Origin of the sequence: Caulobacter segnis, from assembly GCF_029543125.1 — a bacterium.
GTDB lineage: Bacteria > Pseudomonadota > Alphaproteobacteria > Caulobacterales > Caulobacteraceae > Caulobacter > Caulobacter segnis_D.
In genome coordinates this window covers 406,179-419,697 of sequence record NZ_JARQWW010000004.1, presented here as the reverse complement: position 1 = coordinate 419,697, position 13,519 = coordinate 406,179, and the positions used below count along the sequence as shown (strand labels likewise).

11 protein-coding genes are annotated in these 13,519 nt (G+C 69.1%); 7 read left to right on the top strand and 4 right to left on the bottom strand.

The window, feature by feature from the left end:
- The first annotated feature begins 3 nt into the window (after positions 1-3).
- The 3 genes from P7B02_RS14730 to P7B02_RS14720 all read left to right on the top strand — a co-directional run bounded on the left by P7B02_RS14730 (position 4) and on the right by P7B02_RS14720 (position 4,546).
- On the top strand, positions 4-513 hold the full coding sequence (locus P7B02_RS14730; protein WP_277787097.1) for a RidA family protein: 510 nt from the start codon (positions 4-6) through the stop codon (positions 511-513).
- 81 nt (positions 514-594) lie between these two features.
- Entirely contained in the window at positions 595-3,255 is a 2,661-nt protein-coding gene (metH, locus tag P7B02_RS14725) for a methionine synthase (protein WP_277787096.1), read from the top strand.
- Positions 3,256-3,271: 16 nt separating this feature from the next.
- The gene (locus P7B02_RS14720; protein ID WP_277787095.1) at positions 3,272-4,546 is read left to right on the top strand and encodes an MFS transporter; all 1,275 of its coding nucleotides are present in this window, start codon (positions 3,272-3,274) and stop codon (positions 4,544-4,546) included.
- A 4-nt stretch (positions 4,547-4,550) separates the two neighbouring features.
- Here P7B02_RS14720 and purT read toward each other — a convergent pair whose 3' ends face one another.
- Genes purT through P7B02_RS14705 form a run of 3 tightly spaced genes read right to left on the bottom strand, consistent with a single transcriptional unit; the run spans position 4,551 to position 9,859 of the window.
- On the bottom strand, positions 4,551-5,744 hold the full coding sequence (purT, locus tag P7B02_RS14715; protein WP_277787094.1) for a formate-dependent phosphoribosylglycinamide formyltransferase: 1,194 nt from the start codon (positions 5,742-5,744) through the stop codon (positions 4,551-4,553).
- Positions 5,741-6,262 carry a hypothetical protein gene (locus P7B02_RS14710; RefSeq protein WP_277787093.1) on the bottom strand — a complete coding sequence of 174 codons (522 nt, stop codon included), beginning with the start codon at positions 6,260-6,262 and terminating at the stop codon, positions 5,741-5,743. The genes purT and P7B02_RS14710 overlap by 4 nt, the downstream gene beginning before the upstream one ends.
- Before the next feature lie 21 nt (positions 6,263-6,283).
- Positions 6,284-9,859 (bottom strand): hydantoinase B/oxoprolinase family protein, encoded by a 3,576-nt coding sequence (locus P7B02_RS14705; RefSeq protein WP_277787092.1) that lies wholly within the window; start codon positions 9,857-9,859, stop codon positions 6,284-6,286.
- A 34-nt stretch (positions 9,860-9,893) separates the two neighbouring features.
- Between P7B02_RS14705 and P7B02_RS14700 the strand changes: the two genes are divergently transcribed.
- From P7B02_RS14700 to P7B02_RS14685, 4 genes are all read left to right on the top strand, one after another.
- Positions 9,894-10,589, top strand: a complete 696-nt coding sequence (locus tag P7B02_RS14700) for a J domain-containing protein (RefSeq protein WP_277787091.1) — start codon at positions 9,894-9,896, stop codon at positions 10,587-10,589.
- Positions 10,590-10,703: 114 nt separating this feature from the next.
- Positions 10,704-11,009, top strand: coding sequence for a hypothetical protein (locus tag P7B02_RS14695; protein ID WP_347276655.1), 306 nt, complete (start codon positions 10,704-10,706; stop codon positions 11,007-11,009).
- 66 nt (positions 11,010-11,075) lie between these two features.
- The gene (locus P7B02_RS14690) at positions 11,076-11,366 is read left to right on the top strand and encodes a putative quinol monooxygenase (protein WP_277787089.1); all 291 of its coding nucleotides are present in this window, start codon (positions 11,076-11,078) and stop codon (positions 11,364-11,366) included.
- A gap of 4 nt (positions 11,367-11,370) precedes the next feature.
- A complete protein-coding gene (locus tag P7B02_RS14685; RefSeq protein WP_277787088.1) occupies positions 11,371-12,471 on the top strand; it encodes an NADH:flavin oxidoreductase in 1,101 nt (366 codons plus the stop codon).
- Positions 12,472-12,589: 118 nt separating this feature from the next.
- Here the strand turns inward: P7B02_RS14685 and P7B02_RS14680 are convergent, their stop codons facing one another.
- Positions 12,590-13,498, bottom strand: a complete 909-nt coding sequence (locus P7B02_RS14680; RefSeq protein WP_277787087.1) for an SMP-30/gluconolactonase/LRE family protein — start codon at positions 13,496-13,498, stop codon at positions 12,590-12,592.
- Positions 13,499-13,519: the final 21 nt, after the last annotated feature.

Genomic DNA, 13,519 nt, shown 5'->3' with positions numbered 1-13,519 from the left:
TGAATGATCCGCAAGCTTCTGACCGCATCCGCCGCCGGCGCCCTGGCCTCCTTCGCCGCCCTGACGGGCTCGCAGGCGGCGGAGATCACCCGCACCTATCCGAACCCGCAGGCCTTCATCGCCCAGGTGATCCGCGTGCCGGCGGGGTCGGAGACCATCTATCTGTCGGGCCAGCTGCCGGCGGTGGCTGACGCCTCCGCCCCGGCGAACACCATCGCCGCCTTCGGCAACACCGAGGTTCAGGCCGCCAGCACCTTCGCCAAGATCGAGGGCATCCTGAAGAGCCAGGGCCTGACCATGGGCGACGTGGTCTCGATGACCATCTATCTGGTCGGCGACCCGGCCCTGGGCGGCAAGATGGACTTCGCCGGCATGATGAAGTCCTACAACAAGTACTTCGGCACGCCAGAGCAGCCGAACCGTCCGACCCGCTCGACGGTGCAGGTCTCGGCCCTGGCCGGACCCGGCTTCCTCATTGAGGTCGAGGTCACCGCCGCCAAGGCCCCCAAGTAAGCGTAATCCTTCAAGTTCCGCTCATGCCGGCCTCAGCCGACATGGGCGGACAAGACGCCCCAATCAGTCTATTCAGCGCGTATGAGACCGACCTTCGTAAACATCGGCGAGCGGACCAACGTCACCGGGTCCGCCAAGTTCAAGAAGCTGATCGTCGAAGGTCAGTACGGCGAGGCCCTGAGCGTGGCCCGCCAGCAGGTCGAAGCCGGCGCCCAGGTCATCGACATCAACATGGACGAGGGCCTGCTGGATTCGCAGGCCGCCATGACGACCTATCTGAATCTGCTGGCCGCCGAGCCGGACATCGCCCGCGTGCCGATCATGATCGACAGCTCCAAGTGGGAGGTGATCGAGGCGGGCCTGAAGTGCGTCCAGGGCAAGACGATCGTCAATTCGATCTCGCTCAAGGAAGGCGAGGCCAAGTTCATCGAGCAGGCCACGCTTTGCCTGCGCTACGGCGCGGCCGTGGTGGTCATGGCCTTCGACGAGGTGGGCCAGGCCGACACCGAGGCGCGAAAGGTCGAGATCTGCGAGCGCGCCTACAACGTGCTGGTCGACAAGGTGGGCTTCCCCGCCGAGGACATCATCTTCGACCCCAACATCTTCGCCGTGGCGACGGGGATCGAGGAGCACGCCAACTACGCGGTCGACTTCATCGAGGCCACGCGGCGCATCAAGCAGCTGCTGCCCTACGCCCGAGTGTCGGGCGGGGTGTCGAATGTGTCGTTCAGTTTCCGCGGCAACGAGCCGGTGCGCCGGGCGATCCACTCGGTGTTCCTGTACCACGCCATCAACGCCGGCATGGACATGGGCATCGTCAACGCCGGCGACCTGCCGGTCTATGACGACATCGATCCGGAGCTGCGCGAGGCCGTCGAGGACGTGATCCTCAACCGTGCGCGCGCCGACGGCGCCGATCCCACCGAACGGTTGGTGGACATGGCCCCGCGCTATAAGGGCGAGAAGGGCGCGGCCAAGGTCGTGGACCTGGCCTGGCGCAACGCCCCCGTGGGCGAGCGCCTGACCCATGCCCTGGTCAACGGCATCACCGAATTCATCGACGCCGACACCGAAGAGGCGCGCCTGCAGGCCGAACGGCCGCTGCACGTCATCGAAGGCCCGTTGATGGACGGCATGAACGTGGTCGGCGACCTGTTCGGCGCGGGGAAGATGTTCCTGCCGCAGGTGGTGAAGTCCGCCCGGGTCATGAAGCAGGCCGTGGCCTGGCTGATGCCGTTCATGGAAGCGGAGAAGGAAGGCGGCGCGCGCCAGTCGGCAGGCAAGGTCCTGATGGCCACCGTGAAAGGCGACGTCCACGACATCGGCAAGAACATCGTCGGCGTGGTCCTGCAGTGCAACAACTACGAGGTCGTGGACCTCGGCGTGATGGTGCCGGCCGACCGCATCCTGGATGAAGCCAGGGCGCACAAGGTCGACATGATCGGCCTGTCGGGCCTGATCACCCCGTCGCTGGACGAGATGGTGTTCGTGGCGTCGGAGATGGAGCGCCAGGGCTTCGACATTCCGCTGCTGATCGGCGGCGCCACCACCAGCCGCACCCACACGGCGGTGAAGATCGAGCCGGCCTATCGCCGTGGCCCGACCACCTATGTTCTCGACGCCTCGCGCGCCGTGGGCGTGGTCTCCAACCTGCTGTCACCCACCGAGAAGGATCGGGTGATGGCCGAGACGCGCGACGAGTACGTCCGCATCCGCGAGCAGTTCGCCCGCGGCCAGGAGGTGAAGGTCCGGACCTCCATCGCCGACGCGCGCGCCAAGAAGCTGGACGTGGACTGGGCCGGCTACACGCCGCCGAAGCCGTCGTTCACGGGCTTGCGCACCTTCGAGCCGAGCCTGGACGAACTGGTCCCGTTCATCGACTGGTCGCCCTTCTTCGCCAGCTGGGAGCTGATCGGGAGTTACCCGCAGATCCTGGAGGACGACGTGGTCGGTGAGGCCGCCACTGACCTCTATCGCGACGCCCGCGCGATGCTGGACAAGATCACCGCCGAGAAGTGGTTCACCGCCAAGGGCGTGGCCGGCTTCTGGCCGGCTAACACGGTGGGCGATGATGTGGTCGTCTATGCCGACGAGACCCGCACGACGGAGCTGGGCCGCCTGCACACCCTTCGCCAGCAGATGGCCAAGAGCGAGGGCAAGGCCAATGTGGCTCTGTCCGACTTCGTCGCGCCGGTGGGATCGGGCTCCGACTACATCGGCGGCTTCGCTGTCACCGCCGGCCATGGCGAGGACGAGATGGTCGCCAAGTTCAAGGCGGCGGGCGACGACTATTCAGCGATCATGGCGTCCGCCTTGGCCGACCGCCTGGCCGAAGCCTTCGCCGAATGGCTGCACTACAAGACCCGCGTCGAGCTCTGGGGCTATGCGTCCGAAGAACCGGCTGACGTCGAGCAGATGATCGCCGAGAAGTACCAGGGCATCCGCCCGGCAGCCGGCTATCCCGCTCAGCCCGACCACACGGAAAAGGAGCTGCTGTTCAAGCTCCTGGAGGCTGAGGCGCGCACCGGGATGCAGTTGACCGAAAGCTTCGCCATGATGCCAGGCGCGGCCGTGTCGGGTCTCTATTTCAGCCACCCGCAGGCGCACTATTTCGGCGTCGGCAAGATCGACCGCGATCAGGTCGAGGACTACGCCCGTCGCAAGGGTTGGGAGATCGCCAAGGCCGAGCGGTGGTTGTCGCCGATCCTGAACTACGACCCCAACGCCCGGGCGGCGGCTTAGGAAGCGGCGCCGGCGCATGACCGCATCCGCCGGCGCTCATCCAGGCATCTCCCGACGCTCCATGGCGGTGGCCGCCTTCTCGACCGTGGTCGAGTGGTACGACTTCACCCTCTATCTCTACCTGGCGACGGTGATGTCGCGGGTGTTCTTCGGCGGCGGAGAGGCGTCGCTGATCGCGACCCTGGCCGGGTTCGCCATCGCCTATCTGATGCGGCCCCTGGGAGCGGCGGTGTTCGGCCATATCGGCGACCGGCACGGGCGGCGGCGGATGATGCTGCTGTCCATGTTGCTGATGACCGGGGCCATGTTGGCCACGGCGCTGTTGCCCACCCACGCGCAGATCGGCCCGGCGGCGGGCGTGCTGATGCTGCTGCTTCGCTGCGTCATGGGGTTCTCCGTGGGCGGCGAATACACCGGCGTGGTCGCCTACCTGATGGAGGGAGCCAAGCCACACAGACGAGGTCTCGTCACCTCGTCCGCCTCCGCGGCGAGCGAGGTGGGCGGGCTGCTGGCGGTGGGCGTTTCCGCTCTGACCGTGCATCTGCTGGCGCCGGCCGATCTGGATAGTTGGGGCTGGCGCATTCCGTTTCTCGTAGGGGCGGCCCTGGCGGCCAGCGTGTGGATCGCGCGCTCGACCATGCAGGAGTCGCCGGACTTCGAGCGCCAACAGGCGGCAGGCACGGTGCCTGCTCGGCCGCTGCGCCATACGCTGAAGCATCACCGGGCCGGCATTCTGCGGTCCTTCACGATCTCGGCCCTGGGCTCGATCACCTACTATGTCGGCATCACCTACGTGCCGGCGTTCCTGACCTCGGCTGGCGCGCTGTCGGAGAGCCTCGCGCTGTGGCTGGCGACCATCGCGGCAGTGGTGGTGATCGTGGTGACGCCGCTGATCGGCATGGCGTCCGACCGCTGGGGCCGCAAGCCGGTGCTGCTGGCCCTGGCGGTGGGAAGCGCCTTCCTGCCCATGGCCATGTTCTCGCTGATGGCCAGCGGCTCGGCGGCGTCGGCCCTCCTGGGCGCGGTCGTTCTGGCGGGCGTGGCGGGCGGCGTCAGCGCCGTGGGCGCCGTGGCGACGGCGGAGCAGTTTCCGGGGGAGGGACGGCTCAGCGGTCTGGCGCTTGGCGCGACGGCTGCGACCGCGATCTTCGGCGGACTGACGCCCTGGCTGGCGCAGGTGCTGACGAACCTGACCGGCAAGCCCATGGTTCCCGGCGCGATGATCGCGGTCGTGGCGTTGCTGGTCCTGCCGGTGTTGCTGGGTCTAAAGGAGACCCGGCCCCCAAACTAGGCGTCTAGGCCTTGACGACGCGTACCTTGCCGGCGGCTTCGCGGGCGCGTTCACGGGCCTGATCGGTGTCGGCGCCGGTGGCGACCGCCACGCCCATGCGGCGGCGCTCGAAGGCTTCCGGCTTGCCGAACAGGCGCAGGTCGGCGCCCGGCACGGCGAGGGCGTGCTCGACGCCTTCATAGGCGACGCCGACAGCCTCCATGCCGCCATAGATCACGGCGCTGGCGGCGGGCTCGCGCTGGGCGACGTCCACCGGCAGGCCGAGGATGGCGCGGGCGTGAATGGCGAACTCGCTCTGGCGCTGGCTGCCCAGAGTGACCAGGCCGGTGTCATGCGGGCGGGGGCTGACTTCCGAGAACCAGACCTCGTCGCCCTTCACGAACAGCTCGACCCCGAACAGGCCGAGGCCGCCGAGGGCGGCGGTGACCTTGCCGGCGATGTCCTGGGCCTTGGCCAGGGCGGCGGGCGTCATGGCCTGGGGCTGCCAGCTCTCCACATAGTCGCCCATCACCTGGCGGTGGCCGATGGGGGCGCAGAAGGAGGTGATGGTCTGACCATCCTTCAGCGAGCGGACGGTCAGCAGGGTGATCTCGTAGTCGAAGGCGATGCGGCCCTCGACGATCACGCGGGCGGTGTCCACCCGGCCGGCGGCCAGGGCGTAGTCCCAGGCGGCGCCGATGTCGGCCGCCGTCTCCACATAGCTCTGGCCCTTGCCCGAGGAGGACATGACCGGCTTGACGAAGCAGGGATAGCCCACGGTGTCGGCGCCGGCCGACAGTTCCTCGGACGTCGAGGCGAAGGCGTAGGGCGAGGTGGGCAGGCCCAGCTCCTCGGCCGCCAGACGGCGGATGCCCTCGCGGTTCATGGTCAGCTGGGCGGCGCGGGCGGTGGGGATCACCGTGGCCAGACCCTCGGCCTCGATGCGCGCCAGTTCGTCGGTGGCGATCGCCTCGATCTCCGGCACGATCAGGTGCGGCTTCTCCTGCTCCACGAGGGCGCGGATCGCGGCGGCGTCGGTCATGGCGACCACGTGGCTGCGATGGGCGACCTGATGGGCGGGCGCGTTCGGATAGCGGTCGACGGCGATCACCTCAGCGCCCAGGCGCTGAAGCTCGATCGCCACCTCCTTGCCGAGCTCGCCCGAGCCGAGAAGCATCACCCGAAGGGCGGTGGGCGAGAGCGGCGTTCCGAGTTTCATTGGGTACCAGGGTTGTTGGCGTTCAGCGCCTTGCCGAACAGGCTGGCCTTGGCCTGCAGACGCTGGGCCGTCGGCGCGCAGCGGGCCGGCGGGGTCCAGCCCATCCAGGCCTGGGCGAGCTTGGCCTTATCGCTGGTCGCGGCGCCGGTCCAGATGCCCCGACCCTTGCCGATGGCGGACTTGCCCTGCTCGGCGATGACGGTCGGGCTTGCGCGCTCGGCAGCCTCGATGGCGCCGGCGAACAGCTTCATGTCCTTGGCGCCCTGGTCGCGCAGTTGCGGATAGACCTTCAGGGACGCCTCGACGCCGCTGGGTGAGGGCCAGGCGCGTTCGATGCGCTCAACCTCGGGCATGACCTTGTCGTACAGATCGATGTAGCCGCCCACGGCGCCGTAGCACCAGGCGGTGAAGCCGTAGTCGTCGGTCGGCGCGCCGACGGGGAAGGGCGCTTCGGCCGGAGTCGCGGCGGGTGCGCCTTGAGCGAGGAGTGAGAGAGCAAGCAGGAAGGCAGGCGCCATAAGGGGTCCCTTGGGCAAAATCTAATTCGCGGGGGCGATGCCGGGCGCCGGACCGTATCCCCCGCCCCCCGGGGTTTCGATCTCGATGGCGTCGCCAGGCTTGACCATAACGGAGAAGCAGCCGGAAAGCTCCCGAACGGTTCCATCCGATTGCAGCAATCTTTGGGCGCCGGGCTTCCCGGGGGATCCGCCGGCCAGCCCCTGAGGGGCGTGATCGCGGCGTGTGGAGAGCAGGGCGGCCTCCATTTCGGCCAGGAAACGCACCCGGCGCACGGCCCCGTCGCCGCCCGGCATGGCGCCGGCGCCGCCCGACCCCTTGCGCACGCCGAAGTGCTCCAGCCGCACGGGATAGCGCCGCTCCAGGATCTCCGGATCGGTCAGGCGCGAGTTGGTCATGTGGGTGTGGATGGCGCTGGCGCCCGGCGTCGTCGCCGTGGCCCCAGAGCCGCCGCACAGGGTCTCGTAGTACTGCCGCGTCTCGTCGCCGAAGGTGAAGTTGTTCATGGAGCCCTGGCTGTTGGCCATGACCCCGCAGGCGGCGTAGAGCGCGTCGACCACGTGCTGGCTGGTCTCCACATTGCCCGCCACCACGGCGGCCGGTGGCGCGGGGTCGAGCATGGAGCCGGGCGTGGTGGTGATGTTCAGCGGGTGCAGGCATCCGGCGTTCAGCGGAATCTCGTCATCCACCAGGGTGCGGAAGACGTACAGCGCCGCGGCGTCGACGATGGCGGCCGGAGCGTTGAAATTGCTGGGCAGCTGTCCGGCGGAGGCGGTGAAGTCCAGAGCCGCCTCGCCCTTGGCCTGGTCCACGGTGACCTTCACGACGATCTCGCCGCCGCCGTCCATGGGCACGCGGGCCTCGCCGCCGGTGAGCTTGCCTACCGCGCGTTTGACGGCGGCCTCGGCGTTTTGCTGCACGAAGACCATGTAGCGGCCGACGGTTTCGCCACCGTGGGTCTCGATCATTCCCGACACCGCCCCGGCGCCGGCCTGGCAGGCGGCGATCTGGGCCTTGAGGTCGGCGAGGTTCTGGTCGGGGCGGCGGGCCGGATGTTCGCCCGCCAGCAGGACGGCGCGGACGTCATCTTCCAGGAACACGCCGCCGCGCATGATCGGCAGGGCGTCGAGCATGACGCCCTCCTCGTCGATGGTCTTGGAGAAAGGCGGCATGGAGCCGGGCTGAACGCCGCCCACATCGGCATGGTGACCGCGCGCCGCGACGTAGAAGGTCGGGCTGGCCGCCGCGCCGACGAAGATCGGCATGACCACGGTGATGTCCGGCAGGTGCGTGCCGCCGGCGTAGGGATTGTTCAGGGCGAAGGCGTCGCCGGCCTTCAGCACCGGATGACGATCGCGCACCGCCCGGACGCTGGCGCCCATGGAGCCCAGGTGGACCGGCATATGCGGGGCGTTGGCCACCAGGCCGCCGTCGGCGTCGAACAGGGCGCAGGAGAAGTCGAGCCGCTCCTTGATGTTCACCGACTGGGCCGTGCGCTCCAGCGCCGCGCCCATGGCCTCGGCCACGCCCATGAAGCGGCGGTTGAAGAGCTCCAGGGTGACGGGATCGGGCTTGTCGACGGCGAGCTGGGCCGTCTTGGCCGCGCCGGTGCGGGTCAGGCGGACGAGGCCGTCGGCTTCGGCCTTGGCGGTCCAGCCTTCGAGCACCGCGATCTGGGTGTCGCCGCGGATGATGAGGCAGGGGCCGGCGGCTTCCGTCAGTTCCTCTGCAAATATTACCCGCTCATCCCCACGAAGGTGGGGATCCAGGTGAAGCGCTGCTGACGCACTGGATGAATCTGGGCCCCGGCCTTCGCCGGGGTGAGCGGCTGAAAGCTCCTCCGCCTCGACCTCGACGCTCGCGATGATCACAGCGCGGGTCGGTTCGATGAAGCCGAACAGGCGCTGGTGGGCCTGCTCGAAGGCGGCCTTCGCAACGTCCGCTTCAGACAGAGCCACAGGCAGGGCGGCGTCGGCGCCTTCGTAGCGCAGCAGCAGACGGCGTTCGGCCTTGCCGGTTTCCGCCCCTTGCGCGGCCATGGCCGACTGGGCTTCCGCCTCCAGGCGTTCTGCGGCGGCCTGCGCGTCGGCGAGACCACCCTGGAGCGCCTTCTCCAGCCCAGCCTGGCGCAGGACGCGCACGCGGGCTTGGCCGATGCCCCAGGCCGACAGCAGGGAGGCGTATTTGGGGCTCAGCACTTCGGTCACGCCCAAGGCTTCGGCCACGGCGCAGGCGATCTGGCCGCCGGCCCCGCCGAAGGCGACCAGGGCATGATCGCGCGGGTCGAATCCGCGCTCCGTGGAGATGCGGCGCACGGCCTGGGCGGTCTGCTCTACGGCCACGGCGATGAAGCCTTCGGCGGCCGCTTCCGGGCTGGCGGCGCCCATGGCCTTGGCCAGCTCGCTCAAGCGGGCGCGGGCGGCCTCGGCGTCCAGCGGCGCATCGCCATTCGGGCCGAACACCGAGGGGAAGTAGCGCGGGTCCAGGCGGCCGAGCACCAGATTGGCGTCGGTCAGGGCGGCGGGGCCGCCGCGGCCGTAGCAGGCGGGGCCGGGCATGGCGCCGGCGCTGTCCGGGCCGACCCGGGCGCGGAAGCCGTCGAAGCTTAGGATCGAGCCGCCGCCGGCGGCCACGGTCTCAACATCCAGCATGGGCGCGCGCAGCTTGGCGCCGGCCACGGTCGCCTTGTCGCGGCGCTCCAGCACGCCGGCGTAGCGGCAGACGTCGGTGGAGGTGCCGCCCACGTCGAAGCCCAGGGCCGCCTTGCCGCCGCCGTCCTCGGCGGTGCGGGCGACGCCCACCACCCCGCCGGCCGGGCCGCTGACCACGGCGTCCTTGCCGCGGAAGTCGGCCGCGCGGACCAGGCCGCCGGCGGATGTCATGAACCACAGGGGCGCGCCGTTCACGGCGTCGGCCACCTGGCGCACATAGGCGCGCAGGATCGGGGTCAGATAGGCGTCCGCCACCGCCGTCTCGGCGCGGGGAATGAAGCGGGGCAGGGGGGAGACCTCGTGGCTCAGCGCCACGTAGTCGAAGCCGAGTTCTTCGGCGATGCGGCCAGCGGCCAGTTCGTGCGCCGGGTCCAGGTCGGCGTGCAGGAAGGCGATGGCGACGCTGGTGAAGCCTTCGGCCTTCCTGGCGGCGAGGGCGGCGCGCAGGGCGTCGCTGTCCAGAGCCTCGACCACGGCGCCGCCCGCGCCGCGCCGCTCCTCCGCCTCGACGACGCCGGAGTAGAGCGGCTCGGGCCGGGTCAGATCGAGGGCGAAGAGGTCGGGGCGCGACTGGTCGCCCATCATCAGGGCGTCGGCGAAGCCCTTGGTGACCACCAGCAGGGTCTTGGCGCCCTTGCGCTCCAGCAGGGCGTTGGTGGCGACGGTGGTGCCCATCTTGATCGCCGCCACGCGATCGGCGGGGAAGGGCTCGCCCGGCTTGGCGTCCAGCAGGCGGCGCATGGCCTCCACGGCGGAGTCCGCATAGGCCGGCGAGGCCGACAGCAGCTTTCGCGTGTGTTCGATCCCTTCAAGATCGCGGCCGATGACATCGGTGAAGGTGCCGCCGCGGTCGATCCAGAAAGTCCAGCCGGCCGTATGTGTTGTCATGCGAACGCCACCATCTTAAACTTGTAGTCCTCCCATGAGCTTCTGGCGCAACATAGCAAGCCTCGCCGCCCGCAAGGTGGACGCGGCCGACTGCACGGACTGCCCCGCCGGCCGTCCGGGCGAGGATCCCGCGTTCTCGACCGCGGTGACCGCGCTCGGCGCCAAGCTGGCCAGCGCCGACGGTCGTGCGAGCGAGGATGAGTTCGCCGTCTTCTCGGAGGTCTTCCAACCCGATGCCGGGTCGGAACGCAACGTCCATCGTCTCTATGACCTGGCGCGTCAGACCACGCGGGGGTTCGAAAGCTACGCCAAGCGCCTGGCCAAGCGCTACCGCCACTGCCCGGACCTGCTGGAGAACGTGCTGGACGGGCTGTTCCACATCGCGCGGGCCGACGGCGTCGTCAGCCATGACGAGCTCATCTATCTGGAGCAGGTGGCGCACCTGTTCGGCATGTCGCCCCTGGCGTTCCGCCGGCTGAAGGCCACGCACCTGGGCGCTGGGCCGGACGATCCCTATGAAATCCTTGGTGTTCCGGCCGATGCGCCGGACAATATCGTGCGCGCGGCCTGGAAGGCGGCCCTGACCCTGGCGCACCCGGACAAGGTGCATGGCCGGGGCCTGCCGCAGGAGTTCATTGAGGTCGCGCACGCCAAGTCGGCGGCGATCAACGGGGCTTTCGACACCATCATGCGGGAGCGCCGGGAACTGTCTCTGGCCGGCGCCGCTTGATCAGGCGTGGTGCGACCTTCGCGCCCGATTACCGCTTGTTCAGTTGACGTGAAGATACTGTGACCCAAATTATGGGTCGAAGGGCGCGGCTAGCGCCCGTGGAAGGCGATGACGATGGAACGGTTGTCTGCGACGACGGGTAAGGGTTCGGCATTCCGGGGCCTGTTCTGGCTGGCCGGAGCGCTGGCGACTCTCGCCGCCGCCGCCGTCGGGGCTGTCCTCGCCGTATTCGCCGCCGCTACGGTGGTGGTGATCGCGGTCATGGCCACCGCGCTGCTGACCCTGGCCGGCATGGCCACCCGCGCCCGCCGCACGGCCCGCGCCCGCAAGGCCAGCGCCGCCGATCCCCAGATTATCGAAGCCCGGCAGACCGGCGGTCACTCGTGGGTCGCCTACGGCTGGAACGAAAGCCCGCGCTAACAAGCGCTTTTCAATTGCAACCGACTGCGCTTAACGTGCCGCTCAAACAAATGTTTGGAGGCGCGTATGATCGGCGTTGTGGCCACCCTTCGGGTGCAGGACGGCAAGAACGAGGGCTTTGAGAAAGCCTTCCTGGACATGGCCGCCCAGGTGCGCGGCAACGAGCCGGGCAACGTCATCTATCAGCTGACCAAGAGCCGCACCGAGCCCAACACCTACAAGGTGCTTGAGCTTTACGCGTCGGAAGAGGCCATGAAGGCCCACGGCGCCAGCGACCACTTCAAGGCGGGCGGCGCCAGCCTGGCCCCGTTCATGGCTGGCCGCCCGGAGATCGAATACCTGGACGTTGTGGAGTAGCCGCATGTCGCTTGACGCTCTGTTCCAGCCGTTTTCCGTCAAGAGCCTGACTGTCCCGAACCGGGTGGTCATGGCGCCCATGACCCGTTCCTTCTCCCCCGGCGGCGTCGCCACCGGCGAGGTGGCCGACTATTATCGCCGCCGCGCCGAGGGTGGCGTCGGCCTGATCGTCACCGAGGGGACCGGCGTCGCCCGTCCCGCATCGTTGAACGATCCCGCCGTTCCACGTTTCCACGGCGAGTCCGAACTGGCCGCCTGGGGCAAGGTGGTCGAGGCCGTGCATGGCGCCGGCGGCAAGATCGCCCCGCAGCTGTGGCACGTGGGGGCGGTGCGCACCCGCAGCGAGGACTGGACCCCGCCGGGCCCCTATGACAGCCCGTCGGGCCTGTCGCGGCCAGGTAAGACCTTCGGCGTCGGCATGACCGATGCGGAGGTGGCCGACGCCATCGGCGCCTTCGGCCGCGCGGCGGGCGAGGCCAAGCGCCTGGGCTTTGACGCGGTGGAGCTGCATGGCGCCCATGGCTACCTGATCGACCAGTTCTTCTGGGAAGGCACCAATGTCCGCGCCGACGGCTATGGCGGCCCGACCCTGCCGGAGCGTGCGCGGTTCGCTGCTGATATCCTGAAGGCTGTGCGGGCGGCGGTGGGGCCGGGCTATCCGGTGATCCTGCGCGTCTCGCAATGGAAGCAGCAGGACTATGACGTGAAGCTGGCCAAGTCGCCGGACGAACTGGCCGCCTGGCTGCAGCCCCTGGCCGACGCTGGAGCCGACGTCTTCCACTGCTCGCAGCGCCGCTTCTGGGAGCCGGAGTTCGAGGGGAGCGACCTGAACTTCGCCGGCTGGACCAAGAAGGTCACGGGCCTGCCAACCATCACCGTCGGCTCGGTGGGCCTGTCAGGCGAGTTCATCGCCGCCTTCGCCGGGGAGGGCAGCCAGCCCGCCTCCATCGACGGCCTATTGGAGCGGCTGGAGCGCGGCGAGTTCGACATGGTCGCCGTGGGGCGTGCCCTGCTCCAGGACCCCGAATGGGTGAAGAAGATCCGCGAAGGCCGCACTGGCGAACTCAAGGCGTTCGAGCGTCAGGCGCTGGGGGTTTTGTACTAATTCTTCTCCTCCCCCGCTGGGGAGGTGTCCCAACGGGACGGAGGGGGCTTGCTGAGTCAGCAGAACCCCCTCCACCGCTTCGCGGTCCCCCTCCCCCTGAGGGGGAGGATTTGGGCGTCTAGCCGAAATTCAGCTTCAGCCCCGGTCGGGGCCAGCGGGCTTTGTAGAGCTTGCCGGTCCCGGACGCGGTGATCCAGGCGTCGCGCATGTCCGCGCCGCCAAAGCAGATGTTGGTGACGATCGGGTCCGGGAAGGTGAAGTGCTCGGTGGAGCCGTCCGGGTCGAAGGCGGTGATCCCGCCGTTGATGATGGTCGCCACGCACACCTTGCCGCTGGCCTCCACCGCCAGGCTGTCGAGAAGCTGATAGCCGGGCAGGGTGCAGACGACACGCGCCGGCTGGAACATGGGCGGCTCGGCCAGCACGCCCGGTCCCGCCAGATCGAAGGCCCACAGACGGCCCAGGGTGGTGTCGGCCATATAGACGACGTCCTCCTCGGGCGAGAGGCCGACCCCGTTGGGCGAGACGAAGCCGCCGCGCACTTGCTCGATCCGCGAGCCGTCCGCCTTGGCGTAGTAGAGCGCGCCGAACTTGCGCCCCTCCGGCGTGGTGCAGCCGTGGTCGGTGAACCAGATGCCGCCCTGCCGGTCGAAGACCAGATCGTTCGGGCCCACCAGCCGCACGCCGTCGCAGGCGTCGTAGAGCATCTCCACCCGGCCGGTGTTCAGGTCCACTCGCTGGATCGAGCCGCCCACATGGGTCGGCGGCGTGGGGCCGGGGATGTTCAGCCCGCCCATGTCGTGGAAGTTGAAGGCCCCGCCGTTGTTGGTGACGTAGACCGCTCCGTCAGGACCGAGAGCCGCCCCGTTGGGGCCCCCGGGCAGGTTCGCCACGGTCTCGCGTTTTCCGTCGGGCGTGATGCGTGTCAGGGTCTGGCGCTGGATCTCGACCAGCAGGACCGAGCCGTCGGCCAGGGCGATGGGGCCTTCGGGGAACTGCAGCCCCTCGGCGACGAGTTGGATGTCCATGATGCGCTCCCTGTTCGCCTC

Excerpts from the sequence above, each read along its gene's own strand:
- P7B02_RS14690 (WP_277787089.1), top strand. The coding sequence starts at position 11,076 with ATGATCGGCGTTGTGGCCACCCTTCGGGTGCAGGACGGCAAGAACGAG.
- P7B02_RS14720 (WP_277787095.1), top strand. The coding sequence starts at position 3,272 with ATGACCGCATCCGCCGGCGCTCATCCAGGCATCTCCCGACGCTCCATG.
- P7B02_RS14705 (WP_277787092.1), bottom strand. The coding sequence starts at position 9,859 with ATGACAACACATACGGCCGGCTGGACTTTCTGGATCGACCGCGGCGGC.
- P7B02_RS14710 (WP_277787093.1), bottom strand. The coding sequence starts at position 6,262 with ATGGCGCCTGCCTTCCTGCTTGCTCTCTCACTCCTCGCTCAAGGCGCA.
- purT (WP_277787094.1), bottom strand. The coding sequence starts at position 5,744 with ATGAAACTCGGAACGCCGCTCTCGCCCACCGCCCTTCGGGTGATGCTT.
- P7B02_RS14695 (WP_347276655.1), top strand. The coding sequence starts at position 10,704 with ATGGAACGGTTGTCTGCGACGACGGGTAAGGGTTCGGCATTCCGGGGC.
- P7B02_RS14685 (WP_277787088.1), top strand. The coding sequence starts at position 11,371 with ATGTCGCTTGACGCTCTGTTCCAGCCGTTTTCCGTCAAGAGCCTGACT.
- metH (WP_277787096.1), top strand. The coding sequence starts at position 595 with ATGAGACCGACCTTCGTAAACATCGGCGAGCGGACCAACGTCACCGGG.
- P7B02_RS14730 (WP_277787097.1), top strand. The coding sequence starts at position 4 with ATGATCCGCAAGCTTCTGACCGCATCCGCCGCCGGCGCCCTGGCCTCC.
- P7B02_RS14700 (WP_277787091.1), top strand. The coding sequence starts at position 9,894 with ATGAGCTTCTGGCGCAACATAGCAAGCCTCGCCGCCCGCAAGGTGGAC.
- P7B02_RS14680 (WP_277787087.1), bottom strand. The coding sequence starts at position 13,498 with ATGGACATCCAACTCGTCGCCGAGGGGCTGCAGTTCCCCGAAGGCCCC.